Raw genomic sequence first — 15,226 nt, 5'->3', positions numbered from 1 at the left:
GCAAAGTAACTAAGACCCGAACAAGTCCATAACAGTTGTGCTGGCGACAATAGCAAGAGTGAACCACCTGATCCCTTCCCGAACTCAGAAGTGAAACCTCTTAGCGCTGATGGTAGTGTGGGGTTACCCATGTGAGAGTAAGTCATCGCCAGCTCATTATTCAAAATCCCCCTAGCTAAAAGCTAGGGGGATTTTTTTATGCAGAAAATTTGTGTGCTTAATAAAGCAAAATAAAACTTATGTCTAATGAGAATAATATATAAAACTTTAATTATTAATAGGATTGTAGACTAATGTTCAATTCTTATTTTCTGTAAATTGTGTGAAAGTTGCACCATCTACTCCACTAGCAAAGTGTGGATGAAGAAGGCTCGAAATGAGGGTCTTCATTATGGGTTGCTATGGAAGTTCACTGAAACACAGACTCACAGGAGGTGAGGAATGACACATCAAACTATTAACGTAAATGATGTCATTGATCACGCAAAATTTAAACCATTTCATTTTAATGTAGTGGCATGGTGTCTACTGATCATTTTATTTGATGGTTATGATTTAGCCATTAATGGTGTGGTATTGCCTTTATTAATGGACGAGTGGGGCTTAAGTGCGGTGCAAGCCGGTATGCTGGCCAGTACTGCATTGGCAGGGATGATGTTCGGTGCCATGATTTTCGGCTCATTGGCCGACAAAATTGGCCGTAAAAAAGTCATCATGATCTGTATTGTGTTATTCAGTGGTCTGACCTTCGCTGGCGGTTTTGCTTCTAACCCAACAGAATTCGGTATTTTGCGCTTCCTGGCCGGTTTAGGGATTGGTGGGGTGATGCCTAACCTGGTGGCTTTAACCTCTGAATATGCGCCAAAGAACATGCGTAGTACGCTGGTAACCACCATGTTTAGTGGTTATGCAGTGGGTGGGGTGATAGCAGCATTATTGGGTGCCTGGTTAACCCCAAGCTTTGGCTGGGAAATCATGTTCTTCATTGCCGGTATTCCCCTGTTGCTATTACCGATTATCTGGAAATTCCTGCCTGAATCGCTGATGTTTATTGTGAAAGAGAACAAGCAGGAACAGGCGCGTCCAATCATGGCCCGCTTGGCCCCAGAAGTGCAGATCAGCAATGAAACCAAATTTGAACTGCATCAGGTTGATGTGCCGGAAGCAGCCAACGTGGTGAGCCTATTCAAACGTGGCCGTGCGTTAAACACCTTATTGTTCTGGTTAGCGTTCTTTACCTGCTTGCTGACCATGTACGCCTTAAGCAGCTGGTTGCCGAAACTGATGATGGCGGCAGGCTATTCAATGGACAACAGTCTGATGTTCATGATGGTGATGAACGTGGGTGCCGTGGTTGGTATTGTCGGCGGTGGTATTCTGGCTGACCGTTTCCACCTGAAACCGGTACTGATGTTCCTGGGGATTATGGGCGCGATTGTGATGAGTCTGATGGGCTTCCAGTCAAACCAGTTCTTGCTGTACATTCTGGTATTCCTGGCGGGTGCAGCGTCAATCGGTTCACAAATGTTGCTGTATAGTTATGTGGCGCAATACTATCCACTGGCAGTACGTTCAACCGGAATTGGCTGGTCATCTGCAATTGGCCGTATGGGTGCGATTGTTGGACCAATCCTGATTGGTGGCTTACTCGGTATGAACCTGCCAGCACACTTCAACTTTATTGCTGTCGGTTTACCGGTATTGATTACCGCAATTGCCGTGGCGCTGATCATGAGTGAAGATGAAGCAGAACAGATTAAAGCAGGCAAAGCGGCGATTGCCAAAGCCTAATTGGTATTAAATGAAAAAAGCCTCCATAGATTGGGGGCTTTTTTTATGGCATTAAGAAAACAAAAACCACAGATAAAAAGAAACCCCATCATCCTGACGGGGTTTCTTCGTATTTCGTGCTTTAGGTATAACTCCTGTCGTACCTCACGATCCTGGTGCGCAAACTAATTATTGTTGTTTTCCGTTTGGGAAACGTCCTGTTTCCTGATGAATTTAGAATACGAAAATTCTGGGTTTGCTCCTAGCCTCAATTGTCTTCATTCGGTGTAAGCCAAAACGGACAAAGTCCGGCAGGTTACGCAAGTGTTCTTGGTCAAAACTGGCTTTGGGCTACAATCAAAGTATTGTCTGTTCTGTTTTAGGAAATGTCATGGCAAAACTACAACAATATTTGACCTGGCCTGCGGCATTGCTCATCGCAGGATTAACCACCGGATGTAATGCCCAGACCGAGCCTGCCAATTCAGCGAAAGCCGCCCAAAGCAGTGAAACTAGCAAGACCAGCCAGTCTTATCAGCTGGAACGGGTGGCGCGCTTACAGGAACCGTGGGCGATGGCTGAGCTGCCCGATGGCCGCTTGTTAATTACTGAAAAGCGTGGACGACTCAAATTGTTTAACCCGAGCAATAAACTGCTGCTTGAGGTTAAAGGTGTCCCCAAAGTTGCCTATGGCGGGCAGGGCGGTTTGGGTGATGTCGCGCTGCATCCACAGTTTGCCCAGAATCGCTGGGTCTATTTAAGTTATGTGGAAGCCGGCACAGGCGGTTATGGCGCGGTGGTGGCGCGTGCCGAGCTGGATTTAAAAGATGCGGCTCAGCCACAATTGAAAAATGTACAGCAGATCTGGGTCCAAGTGCCGAAAGTTCCAGGGCAGGGGCATTATGCCCACCGGCTGTTATTTGATCAGGCCGGCTATTTGTGGGTCAGTTCGGGAGAGCGACAAAAGTTTGACCCGGCACAGGACCTGAATTCCAATTTAGGGAAAATCTTACGTTTAAATGCAGATGGTAGCGCTGCGCCAGATAATCCGTTCCGTGCTCAGGGCCAGATTGCGGCACAGGTATGGAGCCTGGGGCATCGGAATCCCTTAGGTATGGCATTTGACCCGGCGGGGCAGCTGTGGGTAATTGAGATGGGACCCAAAGGCGGAGATGAGCTGAACCGGATTGAAAAAGGCGCCAATTATGGCTATCCGATCGTGTCCAATGGCGATCATTATAGTGGTCAGCCAATTCCGGATCATGCGACCCGGCCAGAATTTAAAGCGCCAGAACTGGACTGGACCCCGGTTATTTCACCTTCGAGTTTAATCTTTTACCGTGGCGATCAGTTTCCACAGTGGAAAAATAAGGCCATTGCCGGAGGATTGTCGTCGCAGGCGATTATTGTGATTGATACCCAGGCTCAACCGGTACGTGAAGTACAACGGCTGGACATGAAACAGCGTATTCGCGGGGTGATTGAAGCGCGTGACGGTCATTTATGGGTCATTGAAGATGGCAAAGGCGCCAGCTTGCTGAAAATGACAGCCAAATAATGAATTCGTAGATAATAAAAAGCCCCGACGTCCTGTCGGGGCTTTTTAGATTCAGTTCTCAGATATCACTCCTGTTATATCTGTGCGTGCATCCTGCATGCGGCTTATGATTATTGTTTTATGCAACGAGACCTCCTGTCCCGGTATGGTTTTAATATACGTCAGGCGATCAGAACCAACCAGCCGCAAAACCCGACAAGTACTGTACGCTCAGGCGTACAACAGCGATTGATTTAAAATAGCGCATCATCTACAAGAACCAGAACATAAAGGACTGAAATAAAAGAAGCCCGAACATCCTGTCCGGGCTTCTCTGGATTCATTATTCCGGTATAACTCCTGTCGTACCGATCAGCATCCTGCTGTTGTTGCTTTTATTGTTATTGTTTTGATTTAAGAGACCTCCTGTCTCTGTATGTGGGTACTATAAAATGAAAGCGCTCTGCGCCCTAGTCGCAGTTCACCACAGCTGCTGTAAGAAAATGCTTACAGGGCTGCTGGCATTATGAGCTGACATATTGAATCAGCTTGTCGACTACCTGTTTCAGGGTCTTGTCATCAAATTCATTCGGTTCAAAGCTTTCGCTACGGTTACGGCTAAAAATATCGCGGATTTCCACCACTGCATTGCTGTCAATCAGTCCCAGCTGGGTGCCGACCTGACGGATCTGGTCAATCGAGCGTGATCCATTGGTGGCACCATAGCCGATATAAGCCGCCGGTTTGCCTTGCCACTCTTTGCCCAGATAATCCAGCGCATTTTTCAAGGCCGGGCTATAGCCATGGTTATATTCGGGGCTGATAAAAATAAAGGCATCGCCCTGGGCAATTTTGTCGGCCCATTCCTGTTGACGCGGCTGGTCATAAATACCGCTTAGCGGCGGATTTGGACCGGCAAACAGGGGTAAATTCCATTCTTTTAAATCGACCAGCTCGGTCTGCACGGTACTAAAGTTATAGCTTTTAATGGCCTGCTGTACCCAGTGTGCGACTTTAATAGCGGTACGTCCCTCGCGTACACTGCCGACAATAATCTGAATATTCATGTTTTATCCTGTGTTGTTTTTGCTGTAGGGATCAAATTAACGTGAATTGCGTTAGCCTGAATAGAGTTAGTTTGTATCTGCCTCATGAAAATGGCATAAAAAAAAAGCTCCCGAAGGAGCTTTTCAAAAATGTGGAACTTTTATTTCAGTTGAATGCCTTGCTGGCCCGCTGGGGTGACTTTAAAGATTTCCACTTCAAAGGTAATGTCTTTACCGGCCAGTGGATGGTTAAAGTCGACTTCAGTGATGTCATCATTGACCGATTTGACCACGCCATACAGGCTTTGTTTGGCCTTGTCTTCAAACTCGATCATGTGGCCTTCAACCGGACGCTGTTCAAACTTGACGGTGTCAAAGGTTTGGACATTTTCCGGGTTCCATGGACCAAAAGCTTCTTCGGGCGGCAGGCTGACGGTACGACGGTCGCCAGCACGCAAGCCAAACAGGGCTTTTTCAAAACCCGGTAACAGGCTGCCATCGCCCATCACCAGACTGACCGGTTCGGCACGGCTACGGGTATTGTCAATTTCCGGACCGCTTTCAATGGCCACAGAAAAGTGAAGTTCAACTTTAGAACCCGCTTCAATACGAGTGTCTTCGTTCGGATTGATAAATTCAGTCATGTTGCGCCTGCGCACGTTGAATACGGTGTTTTTCCAGGAAAAACGTATCAATAAGAAGCAAGATGGTGCCTAAGGTAATGGCACTATCTGCAATATTAAAGGCAGGGAAGTGGCTGTTGTTGTAGTAAACATGAATAAAGTCGACCACATAGCCCAAAGCGACCCGATCAATCAGGTTACCAATGGCCCCGCCCAGAATCAGGGCAATGGCCAGCGGTAATACCAGCATGTTCTTTGGCATACGCATCAGCCAGAACACAAAGATCACGGAGACCAAACCTGCCAGTGAGGTGAAGAAATAGCGTTGCCAGCCACCCGCATCGGACAAGAAACTAAAGGCTGCGCCATAGTTATGCAGTAATGTCCAATTTAAAAAGGGCAGCACAGGCACCGGATCTGCATAATTCAGATGGGTGACTGCAATCCATTTGGTCCATTGATCCAGAATAATCGCCACAATAGACAGTCCGATCCACCACAAATTGTGCGGATAGAACTGGAATAAGCCCTTTTTCGGTTGTGGATTAGGCATATTTTCTCTCTTCGCCTTGGCCTGTCGGGAGGTTAATAATACAACGACCACATAAACCTGGATGTGCAGGATGTGTATTCACATCTGGCAGGACGTGCCAGCAGCGTACACATTTCTCGCCATCTGCGGCAGAGACTTTCACGTTCAGACCGTCAAGATCAGAAGCTTCGCCTTGTGCGGCATCAAACTCATTCACAATCACCTGAGAAGTAATCAGGACAAAACGCAGTTCATCGCCCAGTTTATCCAGCACCGCTTTCAGCTCGGCATTGGCCCACAGCTCCACTTTGGCAGACAGGTTAGAACCGACAGTTTTTGCAGTACGCGCCGCTTCAATAAACTTGTTCACGGCAGATTTTACGGCAATTAAAGTCTGCCATTCGCTTTCAGCCAGCACGTTGGCTTCAGAGGCCACCGGCAGCTCATACCATTCAGCGGTGAATACATATTTCTCTGACTGCTCAGGAATCAGTGGCCACGCTTCTTGGGCAGTGAAGCTCAGGATTGGCGCCATCCAGCGTACAAAGGCCTGTACCAGGTGATACAGCGCAGTTTGTGCAGAATGACGCGCTTGCGAGTCCGCTTTGGTGGTGTACTGACGGTCTTTGATGATGTCGAGGTAGAAACCACCCAAGTCATTAATACAGAAGTTGGTCAAGGCGCTGGTGACGATATGGAAGTTCATATCTTCATAGGCTTTCTTGATGGTTTCTTGTACTTCAGACGCACGTTGCAGGATGTATTGATCCAGCGCAATCAGCTGATCCACCGGCAGGGCATCAGTCGATGGTTTAAAGCCGTTTAAATTGGCCAGCAAGAAACGCAGCGTGTTACGAATACGGCGGTAACCGTCTGAGGCACGGCTAAAGATTTCTTTACCGGCGGTCATTTCATAACGGTAATCCGCAGAGGCAATCCAGAAACGTAAGCCGTCTGCACCCATGTCTTTAATGATGTCTTGCGGGGTAATGATATTCCCGAGTGACTTCGACATTTTGCGGCCTTTTTCATCGACCACGAAACCATGCGTTAACAAGCCTTTGTATGGCGCACGTTCATTGATCGCAATCGAGGTCAGCAGTGAAGACTGGAACCAGCCACGGTGCTGATCCGAACCTTCAAGGTACAGATCGGCCGGATCTTGCAGCTCTTCACGTTCACGCAGCGCGGCATAGTGGGTTGTACCCGAGTCAAACCAGACGTCTAAGGTGTCACGTACGGCGTTGTAGTGTTCAGCATCATCACCAATGAAGTCTTTGGCTTCACGGTTATACCAGCCATCAATACCTTCCTGTTCGATCAGTTTAGCCACTTCTTCGATCAGTTCAGGGGTACGTGGATGCAGTTCGTTGGTGTCTTTATGCACGAAGAACGGGATTGGCACGCCCCAGGTACGCTGACGCGAAATACACCAGTCCGGACGGCCTTCGATCATTGCCTGAATCCGGTTTTTACCCCAATCTGGCACGAAGCTGATCTCGTTTTCAATTGCATTCAGGGCGCCTTGGCGTAAACCTTTGGCATCCATGCTGATAAACCATTGTGGTGTGGCACGGAAGATAATCGGGGTTTTATGACGCCAGCAGTGCGGATAGCTATGCTTGATTGGATGATGTGCCCACAATTTGTTGGCTTCGCCCAGCGCAGCAATAATTTGCGGATTGGCTTTATAAATATGTTCACCGGCAAAAATTGGCGCAGTCGGTAAATACACGCCATTGCCGCCCACCGGGTTGTCGACTTTCAGGTTGTATTGCAGGCCGACTTTATAGTCGTCTACACCGTGGCCCGGTGCAGTATGCACGGCACCTGTACCGCTGGCATCGGTGACGTGTTCACCCAGAATCACCGGCACTTGACGCTCAGTAATTAACGGATGTTGCAGCACCAGATTTTCCAGTTTGCTACCGGCAAACTCGGCCAGCACTTCAAATGAATTGAAGCCATAACGCTGGGTCGCAGATTCTACCAGTGTTTTTGCCAGAATAAAGTTTTGCTCGGCCTGTTCTTCACCGCGCGCCTTGACCAGTTGATATTCAAGTTCGGCATGTAATGCTACCGCCTGGTTGGCTGGCAGGGTCCATGGGGTGGTGGTCCAGATCACGATATCGGTTGAGTCTTTAACATCAACACCTAGACGTGCAGACAAATCAGCTAAGTCAACCACTGTAAAACCGACGTCAATTGCATCGGATTTTTTATCTTCATATTCAACTTCAGCTTCTGCCAGCGCTGAACCACAGTCCAGACACCAGTTCACTGGCTTCAGGCCTGGCTCGATATGACCGGCTTTGGCAATGGCACCCAGAGAACGGACAATATCTGCTTCCTGCTTGAAGTTCATGGTCAGGTATGGGTTGTTCCAGTCGCCGAACACGCCCATACGGATAAAGTCTTTCTTTTGTAGTTCGACCTGGGTGTAGGCATATTCACGGCAGGCTTTACGGAAGGTCGAAGCATCAACTTTGACGCCGACTTTGCCAACTTTTTCTTCAACTTTCAGTTCAATTGGAAGACCGTGACAGTCCCAGCCTGGCACATATGGCGCGTCAAAACCGTCCATGACACGACTTTTAATGATGATGTCTTTCAGGACCTTGTTGACCGCGTGACCAAGGTGGATTTGACCGTTTGCGTACGGAGGGCCGTCATGAAGCACATATTTTTTCTTGCCGATACGCGATGCACGAATCTGCTGATAAATGTCATCGGCATACCACTCTTCTAACCATTTCGCTTCACGTACTGCGAGGTTTGCTTTCATTGCAAAGTCAGTACCTGGGAGGTTCAGTGTGGCTTTATAGTCCACTGCATTTTCAGGAGTTTGCTTATCGCTCATGCAAGTTGTCTTCCAATTTAATCAGCCATTTGACTGACACGTTTTACAGTAAAAATGTGAGTTATTCAAAAGGGAATTTTGGGGTGCTGCGGCGAAACTCAAGCAGTTTCTCCACATCATCATCAATTCCAGCTTTTAAGGCTTCAAGCGAAGGATAGTCCTTTTCGCCATGTAAATAGTTTAAGAACGTCACCCGCATTAACAGGCCATACAGATTAGCAGAAACCTCGGGGAAATGTACTTCTAATCGCCATTCCGGATGGTCCTGTTTGATGGCTGGTCGGGTGCCGACATGACCGGCGCCAAACAGCGCGGTCGGGTCATAGCCGGCAATTCCCGGCTGGTTCGGATTCTCTGCCTGAACTTTGGCTTTTAAAGATTCAGTTTCACAGAGCACTTCCACGCCATAAATCCCGTTCAGGCAGGGTTTATGCCGGTTCAGACGGACATTAATGGTTGGAAAATCAATGGTCCGGCCAATCTGGTCGCCGTATTGTACCCGGCCAGTAATGCTATACGGGCGCCCCAGCAATTTGGCTGCCAGCGCTAAATTGCCGGCCTGCAAGGTCTGACGGATCCGGGTCGAGCTGACCCGTTCACCATCGGCCAGAATAGTGTTTAAGTTGGTGACCTGAAAGCCGTATTGCTGCAAAAACTCGCTATTGCCCTGACGGTTTTTGCCAAAATGGAAGTCATCACCCAGCACCAGACTGTGGGCATTGAGTTTATATTTGAGTATGTCGGCAAAGGCTTCGGCGCTTAAGCTGCGGAAATAATTATCAAATTTGGCGACTGCAATATAGTCTACACCCAGCTCGGTTAAGTATTCGACTTTTTCTCTTAAGGAGCTGATGCGTGGCGGCGCTTCATAGCCTTTAAAAAATTCCAGCGGCTGTGGCTCGAAAATCATCACCAGGGTTTTCAGCTGCTGGGCTGCTGCCAGCTGTTTTAGCTGGGCAATCATGGCCTGATGTCCCAAATGCACGCCGTCAAAATTACCGATGGTAACGGCAGTTTTTTCCAGTTGAAAATCAGGCGCTAAAGCATTCAGACGGAGGAGCTGCATGGGCAAAGAATGACGTTATACATTAAGAAAGGCTATATATTGCCATATTCTCACACATTCGTCTTGTTGTTCTGTTTTTATGCAAAATTTTTCTTGCTCATTTTTGACCGGTGCCACAGCACTGGCGGGTTTTTATCAGGAGCGAATGAAAATGGAAACGCGTAGCCAGTACTGAAAAGCTGCATAGATATGAAAAAAAGTGGAGTCGTTGGAAGACCTGTCATTTCAGGGATAGCTTTTATTTTTCTGCCTTTTGCTTTCTAATGTGGCTCCCAGCAACTGCGGTAGAGAAGCAATAATGTCGGATCTGGCCTTAATTATGGCATTGCCGAGTGAATCCAAAGGTCTGTTTGAACAGGCTGGCATCGAGGTGCATTATAGTGGTATTGGCAAGATTAATGCTGCCTTTAAAGCCTTTGAGGTAATTCAGAAAACTGGCTGTAAAACCCTGTTAAATTTAGGTACGGCCGGCAGCTCCTATTTTAATGCGCATGAGCTGGTGGAAGTGACCCAGTTTGTACAGCGTGATATGGATGTATCGCCGTTGGGTTTTCAGGTCGGAGTGACGCCCATGGATGACGATCATCCGGCGGAAATTCATTTGCCGCAGCATTTTTCCCATTTACCGGCTGGTATTTGTGGCACAGGTGACAGCTTTGAAACTGGTACACCGAAAGTGGCCTGTAATCTGGTGGATATGGAAGGCTATGCGCTGGCCAAAGTCTGTAAAAAACTGGATGTACGGCTGATTTCCGTCAAATATATTACCGATGGCGCCAACGATACGGCACATCTGGACTGGGAAGAAAATCTGTTGCTGGGGGCGAAAAAATTATTGTCGTTATATCAGCAGAGTGGTTTTTAGTTCGGCGACCATAGCAAACTATGGTCGTATGCCAAAATCATGCTCAATCGTCGATTGATTCTGAGGGAGGTGCGGTATTCAGTTCTGGACGCGGCACAATACCATAAAGCATCAGATGCACGGTATGCTGGATAATGCGCTGCTGCATGCTGCGGTTGCGCAGGGTTTTGCCGGTGACCATTTCCATTTGCGTCGCGAAGTCTGCATAGTTCTGGGTCAGGGCCCAAATATTCAGAATCAGCAGTTCAGGGTCAATATCTTTGGAGATTTTGCCTTGTTCCTGCCAGTTGCTGATGACTTTGGCTTTACGCTTGACCAGTTTTTTCAGCGGACCTTTCAGGATTTCCAGAATATGCGGGGCACCCTGAATCACTTCCAGCGCAAACAGGCGTGAAGCTTTTGGCTGGGTGCGAGACACTTCAATCTTTTGCAATAAGTAGTTGGTGATCGCTTCTTCAGGTTCAAGCTCGGCTTCCAGCATTTGCAGTGGCGCCAGCCATTTCTGTAATACAGTGGTCAGCACTTCTACATATAACGCTTCTTTATTTTCATAGTAATAGAAAATATTCGACTTATGCATTTCTGCAATCTGAGCGATTTCATCTAAGCTCGCCCCATTAAAACCGTATAAGGAAAATACGTCGAGTGCTGCGTTCAGCAACTGATGTCGTTTTTGAGTACTCTTTTTTTGTTCCATTAGCAATTAAAAAACAATGAAAAGGGGGAATCACGAATTGTACGTCAAATCATCAGTTTTGTGCATCCTCGTCTATTGCAAATTATGATAAATGCAGCAGAATTTTGTAGATTAACTAATAATTTCCCCAGGATTGTTAAATTTAAGCCCTATAAAGCACACTTTTTGAGTCTGGTAAAAAATATAACTGAAGGCTTGATTTCAAAGATTTTTTATTCTTTTATTTTAAATCAAAATATAAGACATAGTTTATAGAAATAATCCTGCATCTATTCGGGCCTATGTCACAAAAGTTTCATAAACCGAGATGAAGTTTTACCCTTAAATTGAGCCGGAATTTAAGGGTAAAGCTGCGGGGGCAGGCTCAGACCAAAATTAATCCTCATGTGGCCAAGACTGCATCTAGCACCTGCTGCTCCAGTTCGGCAAAGGCAATACTTTTTTGCCGCGGGCGCGGTAAATTGACCTGAAAGGTTTTGGCAATATGACCACGATCGAGCAGAATAATCCGGTCGGCCAGCTGTACCGCTTCACTGACATCATGGGTGACTAAAATGGCAGTAAAGCCCTGTTCGGTCCAGAGCCGTTCAATCAGCTTCTGCATTTCCAGACGGGTCAGGGCATCCAGTGCACCTAAAGGTTCATCCAGCAATAAAATCCGCGGTTGATGCGACAGGGCACGTACCAACGCGGTACGTTGTCGTTGACCGCCAGACAGTTGCGAGGGCCATAGCCCGGCTTTGTCTTTCAGACCGACTTTTTCCAGCAGGGCGCTGGCATGTGCGTACTGGTCTTTGCCCAGACCAAGCTGCACATTCTGCTCGATGCTGCGCCATGGCAGCAGACGCGGGTCCTGAAACATCACTCGGATATCATCCGAGGTAATGCCTTCGCGGATATGCTGTGCCGACTTAAATTTGATTTCGCCGTAGCTTGGCTTTTCCAGATCGGCAATTAAACGCAGCAGGGTGCTTTTGCCACAGCCACTACGTCCGACAATGGCCAGAAATTCGCCCGGCTGAATATGCAGATCCAGATCTTGCAGCACCTTCACCGAACCATAAAACTTGTGTAACTGTTCAATCAGGATTTCCGCACCTGCCACCGCCTGCGGCTGAATATCCGGATTGCTGCGCAGTTTCGAACTGCTGTGCTCGGTATGCAAGCCGGCAATTAAATTACTCATCTTCGCTTACTCCTTATTTCTGGTAGCCGGCATGCCAGCGCAGTAAATAGCGTTCCAAAGCCACGGCCAGTACGTCGGCCAGTTTACCCAGCAGGGCATACAGCAGGATGCCAACCAGCACGATATCGGTCTGTAAAAACTCACGCGCGTTCATAGTCATATAGCCAATCCCGGATTGGGCGGAGATGGTTTCGGCGACAATTAGCAGCACCCAGACCAGACCTAAAGAAAAGCGCAGACCGACCAGAATTGAAGGCATTGCACCCGGCAAGATAATTTCCTTATACAGTTGCCAGCGGCTCAGGCCGTAGCTTTTGCCCATTTCAATCAGCTGTGGATCGACCGAGCGAATGCCATGATAGGTATTAATGTAAATGGGAAAGAACACGCCAATCGCAACCAGAAATAATTTGGCTGTTTCATCAATCCCGAACCAGAGAATCACCAGCGGAATCAGCGCCAAAGCCGGAATATTACGAATCATCTGCAAGGTGGTATCCAGCAGGGTCGAGGCGGTTTTGGAGGAGCCATTTAACAGGCCAAGCAGCAGGCCCAAACCACCGCCAATCAACAAGCCGAGGAGGGCACGTCCGGCACTGACCTGAACGTGCTGCCACAGCTCGCCACTGACCAGTAAGCCCCAGAAGGCACTAACCACTGCCGTTGGTGCCGGTAAAATCCGGCTTTCCAGCAGGCCGGTACTTGAGGCCAGTTGCCAGAAAGCAATCAGTAATAATGGCACCAGCCAGGGCAGCATCCGCTGCCCAAATGATGTTCCACGTGAAACTTTGGCCTCTGCCAGCTGCTCCAGGGAAATGGTTTTACTCATCAGGCCGGCTCCTTCAGCTGTTTGCTCGCCCGGCTGTCTGCGGCGACATAGTTATTCGCAACAATTTCCCCAAAAGGACCGGTCAAATTCGGTTGTGCCAGTTTCTTGCGGGTTTCCAGCGGCAACAGCGGGAACACCAGTTCGGCAAAACGGATGGATTCTTCCAGATGCGGATAGCAGGAGAAAATAAAGGTGCTAATACCCAGGTCGGCATATTCCTGAATACGGGCCGCCACTGTTTCAGGGTCACCGACCAGTGCCGTACCGGCTCCACCACGTACCAGGCCTACGCCTGCCCAAAGATTTGGGGAGACTTCCAGTTTGCTGCGATCGCCATTGTGCAGTTCAGCCATACGGCGCTGACCGACGGAATCCATCGCTTTAAACTTGGCCTGTGCTGCGGCAATGGTGGCATCATCGACATACTGGATCAGCGCGTTGGCTGCTTGCCAGGCTTCTTCATTGGTTTCACGTACAATCACATGCAGACGGATGCCATAGTTTAGACTGCGGCCTTTGGCCGCGGCTTTGGCACGTACCGTTTCAATTTTTTCTTTTACTGCTGCCGGCGGTTCGCCCCAGGTTAAATAGGTGTCGACCTGATCGGTGGCCAGCTCAATGGCTGCATCGGAAGAGCCACCAAACCAGAGCGGTGGATATGGTTGCTGGACTGGTGGATAGAGCAGCTTGGCTTCATCGACCTGTAAGCGTTCGCCGTGGAAGCTGAACGATTCACCTGTATGCGAGCGGGTTAAAATTTCACGCCAGATGGTGGTGTATTCCGCAGCCGTTTGATAACGCGTGGCATGATCTTCATAGACACCATCACCTTTCAGTTCCTGTTCATCACCGCCCGTGACCAGATTCAGTAACACCCGGCCGCCAGATAAACGGTCAAACGTCGCCGCCATACGCGCTGCTAAGGCTGGTGTGGTCACGCCTGGACGCAAGGCCACCAGAAATTTCAGGTTCTGGGTCGCATCAATTAAACTGGCTGCAGTAATCCACGGATCTTCGCAAGAACGGCCGGTTGGAATCAGCACACCTTCATAACCTAAATTGTCCACTGCCACCGCAATCTGTTTCATATAGGCATGATCGACCTGACGGCCACCTTTGCTGGTACCTAAATAGCGGCTGTCACCATGGGTGGGAATAAACCAGAAAATTTTCATATTATCGTCCTTTATTTCAATGGGATTACTCGGTCATCAATCTGCAGTTGGAGCCGTCCAGACAATGGGCTGGACCTCAATCGGTTTTGGAATCAGCTTGAGCTGATAGAACTGGTCAGCAATTTTCTGCTGAGCCTGAATGACCGTCGGATTTAAGCTTTGAATCGGTGATGGTTTCAGGCGGCGGTCAAAGGCGTTTTTGGCGACCGCCGGGTCCAGGCCGGTATTTTTCTGATAAATTTCTAGGGCCTGAGACTGGTGTTTAACAATCCACTGATCCGCGGCATTCAGGGCCGCCAGAAAGCCGGTGGTGGCCTGTGGATGTGCGGCAATAAATTTGGGATTGGCCACATAAAACGAATAGGTCTGGTCAAACTCACCGGTCTTGATCAGCGGGCGGGCCTGTCCATGCAGTTCAGCCGCAGACAGGAACGGGTCCCAGATGGCCCAGGCATCAATCGACTGCTTGTCAAAGGCAGCACGTGCATCGGCCGGTGGCAGCCAGATTGGCTGAATATCTGACCAGTTCAAGTTGGCTTTGGCCAGCACTTTGGCCAGAAATTCATGGGCATTGGAGCCTTTTTGCAGGGCAATACGTTTGCCTTTTAAATCCTGCAGGGTCTGTATGGCACTTTGCTGCGGCACCACTAAGGCCAGTGAATGGTCGGCATAGACTTCATAGCCGACATAGTTCAGCTCCTTGCCAGCCGCCTGGGCAAAAATGGGCGGGGTATTCCCCACTGAACCATAATCGACTGCGCCAACGGCCAGGGCTTCCAGCATTTGGGGTCCGGCCGGAAATTCTTTCCATTCAATTTTGGCTCGTGGGAACTGCTGTTCCAGCAGTTTTTCATCACGTGCCACCAGTAAATTTAAGGAAGATTTCTGGTAGCCAATAGAAATGGTTTTCACCGCCTGTTCAGTTGAGTTGTTGTCTGTTACCGCCTTGTGGGCTTCCGGTTTCTGGCAGCCGCTGAGACCCAGTCCCAGCGTGGAAATGCCCAGCAGCGCCCAGGTTGTTAATTTACGCATCTTTTATT

General features: G+C 48.7%; 13 protein-coding genes and 1 rRNA gene. 4 read left to right on the top strand and 10 right to left on the bottom strand.

Translation table 11 applies throughout. From position 1 onward, the window contains the following. Window positions 1–39: 39 nt before the first annotated feature. The 3 genes from rrf to F905_RS11835 all read left to right on the top strand — a co-directional run bounded on the left by rrf (window position 40) and on the right by F905_RS11835 (window position 3,328). Window positions 40–154, top strand: a 5S ribosomal RNA gene (gene rrf / locus F905_RS11845). Between the two features lie 287 nt (window positions 155–441). After that, window positions 442–1,791 (top strand): aromatic acid/H+ symport family MFS transporter, encoded by a 1,350-nt coding sequence (locus F905_RS11840; RefSeq protein WP_005181042.1) that lies wholly within the window; start codon window positions 442–444, stop codon window positions 1,789–1,791. A gap of 370 nt (window positions 1,792–2,161) precedes the next feature. Beyond that, window positions 2,162–3,328: a PQQ-dependent sugar dehydrogenase gene (locus tag F905_RS11835; RefSeq protein WP_005181040.1), complete on the top strand. Its 1,167-nt coding sequence runs from the start codon at window positions 2,162–2,164 to the stop codon at window positions 3,326–3,328. A gap of 503 nt (window positions 3,329–3,831) precedes the next feature. On the opposite strand, the gene F905_RS11830 is transcribed toward F905_RS11835, so the two are convergent. The 5 genes from F905_RS11830 to ribF form a co-directional block, all read right to left on the bottom strand. Next, on the bottom strand, window positions 3,832–4,374 hold the full coding sequence (locus F905_RS11830) for an NADPH-dependent FMN reductase (RefSeq protein WP_005181039.1): 543 nt from the start codon (window positions 4,372–4,374) through the stop codon (window positions 3,832–3,834). A gap of 140 nt (window positions 4,375–4,514) precedes the next feature. Then, window positions 4,515–4,997 (bottom strand): FKBP-type peptidyl-prolyl cis-trans isomerase, encoded by a 483-nt coding sequence (locus tag F905_RS11825; protein ID WP_005181033.1) that lies wholly within the window; start codon window positions 4,995–4,997, stop codon window positions 4,515–4,517. Then, window positions 4,990–5,529 carry a signal peptidase II gene (gene lspA, locus F905_RS11820; RefSeq protein ID WP_005181030.1) on the bottom strand — a complete coding sequence of 180 codons (540 nt, stop codon included), beginning with the start codon at window positions 5,527–5,529 and terminating at the stop codon, window positions 4,990–4,992. Before lspA ends, F905_RS11825 begins: the two co-directional genes overlap by 8 nt. Continuing rightward, complete coding sequence (gene ileS / locus F905_RS11815; RefSeq protein ID WP_005181028.1) at window positions 5,522–8,368, bottom strand: isoleucine--tRNA ligase; 2,847 nt, start codon at window positions 8,366–8,368, stop codon at window positions 5,522–5,524. Before ileS ends, lspA begins: the two co-directional genes overlap by 8 nt. Before the next feature lie 61 nt (window positions 8,369–8,429). Next, window positions 8,430–9,434 (bottom strand): riboflavin biosynthesis protein RibF, encoded by a 1,005-nt coding sequence (gene ribF, locus F905_RS11810; RefSeq protein ID WP_005181026.1) that lies wholly within the window; start codon window positions 9,432–9,434, stop codon window positions 8,430–8,432. A 298-nt stretch (window positions 9,435–9,732) separates the two neighbouring features. Between ribF and F905_RS11805 the strand changes: the two genes are divergently transcribed. After that, window positions 9,733–10,299, top strand: a complete 567-nt coding sequence (locus F905_RS11805; protein WP_005181021.1) for a 5'-methylthioadenosine/S-adenosylhomocysteine nucleosidase family protein — start codon at window positions 9,733–9,735, stop codon at window positions 10,297–10,299. Window positions 10,300–10,342: 43 nt separating this feature from the next. Here F905_RS11805 and F905_RS11800 read toward each other — a convergent pair whose 3' ends face one another. The 5 genes from F905_RS11800 to F905_RS11780 all read right to left on the bottom strand — a co-directional run bounded on the left by F905_RS11800 (window position 10,343) and on the right by F905_RS11780 (window position 15,218). Next, window positions 10,343–10,996 (bottom strand): TetR family transcriptional regulator C-terminal domain-containing protein, encoded by a 654-nt coding sequence (locus tag F905_RS11800; protein WP_005181018.1) that lies wholly within the window; start codon window positions 10,994–10,996, stop codon window positions 10,343–10,345. Window positions 10,997–11,378: 382 nt separating this feature from the next. After that, window positions 11,379–12,182, bottom strand: coding sequence for an ABC transporter ATP-binding protein (locus tag F905_RS11795; protein WP_005181014.1), 804 nt, complete (start codon window positions 12,180–12,182; stop codon window positions 11,379–11,381). Between the two features lie 13 nt (window positions 12,183–12,195). After that, window positions 12,196–13,011 carry an aliphatic sulfonate ABC transporter permease SsuC gene (ssuC, locus tag F905_RS11790; RefSeq protein WP_005181008.1) on the bottom strand — a complete coding sequence of 272 codons (816 nt, stop codon included), beginning with the start codon at window positions 13,009–13,011 and terminating at the stop codon, window positions 12,196–12,198. Then, window positions 13,011–14,186, bottom strand: a complete 1,176-nt coding sequence (ssuD, locus tag F905_RS11785; RefSeq protein WP_005180997.1) for an FMNH2-dependent alkanesulfonate monooxygenase — start codon at window positions 14,184–14,186, stop codon at window positions 13,011–13,013. Before ssuD ends, ssuC begins: the two co-directional genes overlap by 1 nt. Window positions 14,187–14,222: 36 nt before the next feature. Next, the gene (locus F905_RS11780) at window positions 14,223–15,218 is read right to left on the bottom strand and encodes an aliphatic sulfonate ABC transporter substrate-binding protein (protein WP_005180994.1); all 996 of its coding nucleotides are present in this window, start codon (window positions 15,216–15,218) and stop codon (window positions 14,223–14,225) included. Window positions 15,219–15,226: the final 8 nt, after the last annotated feature.

It is taken from the genome of Acinetobacter sp. CIP 53.82 (assembly GCF_000369465.1).
Classification (GTDB): domain Bacteria; phylum Pseudomonadota; class Gammaproteobacteria; order Pseudomonadales; family Moraxellaceae; genus Acinetobacter; species Acinetobacter indicus.
This window is presented reverse-complemented; position numbering and strand designations above follow the sequence as displayed.

What these genes read in the sequence shown, in the direction of transcription:
- F905_RS11835 (WP_005181040.1), top strand. Translation starts at nt 2,162, where the DNA reads ATGGCAAAACTACAACAATATTTGACCTGGCCTGCGGCATTGCTCATC.
- F905_RS11830 (WP_005181039.1), bottom strand. Translation starts at nt 4,374, where the DNA reads ATGAATATTCAGATTATTGTCGGCAGTGTACGCGAGGGACGTACCGCT.
- ssuD (WP_005180997.1), bottom strand. Translation starts at nt 14,186, where the DNA reads ATGAAAATTTTCTGGTTTATTCCCACCCATGGTGACAGCCGCTATTTA.
- F905_RS11805 (WP_005181021.1), top strand. Translation starts at nt 9,733, where the DNA reads ATGTCGGATCTGGCCTTAATTATGGCATTGCCGAGTGAATCCAAAGGT.
- lspA (WP_005181030.1), bottom strand. Translation starts at nt 5,529, where the DNA reads ATGCCTAATCCACAACCGAAAAAGGGCTTATTCCAGTTCTATCCGCAC.
- F905_RS11800 (WP_005181018.1), bottom strand. Translation starts at nt 10,996, where the DNA reads ATGGAACAAAAAAAGAGTACTCAAAAACGACATCAGTTGCTGAACGCA.
- F905_RS11780 (WP_005180994.1), bottom strand. Translation starts at nt 15,218, where the DNA reads ATGCGTAAATTAACAACCTGGGCGCTGCTGGGCATTTCCACGCTGGGA.
- ssuC (WP_005181008.1), bottom strand. Translation starts at nt 13,011, where the DNA reads ATGAGTAAAACCATTTCCCTGGAGCAGCTGGCAGAGGCCAAAGTTTCA.
- F905_RS11840 (WP_005181042.1), top strand. Translation starts at nt 442, where the DNA reads ATGACACATCAAACTATTAACGTAAATGATGTCATTGATCACGCAAAA.
- ribF (WP_005181026.1), bottom strand. Translation starts at nt 9,434, where the DNA reads ATGCAGCTCCTCCGTCTGAATGCTTTAGCGCCTGATTTTCAACTGGAA.
- F905_RS11825 (WP_005181033.1), bottom strand. Translation starts at nt 4,997, where the DNA reads ATGACTGAATTTATCAATCCGAACGAAGACACTCGTATTGAAGCGGGT.
- F905_RS11795 (WP_005181014.1), bottom strand. Translation starts at nt 12,182, where the DNA reads ATGAGTAATTTAATTGCCGGCTTGCATACCGAGCACAGCAGTTCGAAA.
- ileS (WP_005181028.1), bottom strand. Translation starts at nt 8,368, where the DNA reads ATGAGCGATAAGCAAACTCCTGAAAATGCAGTGGACTATAAAGCCACA.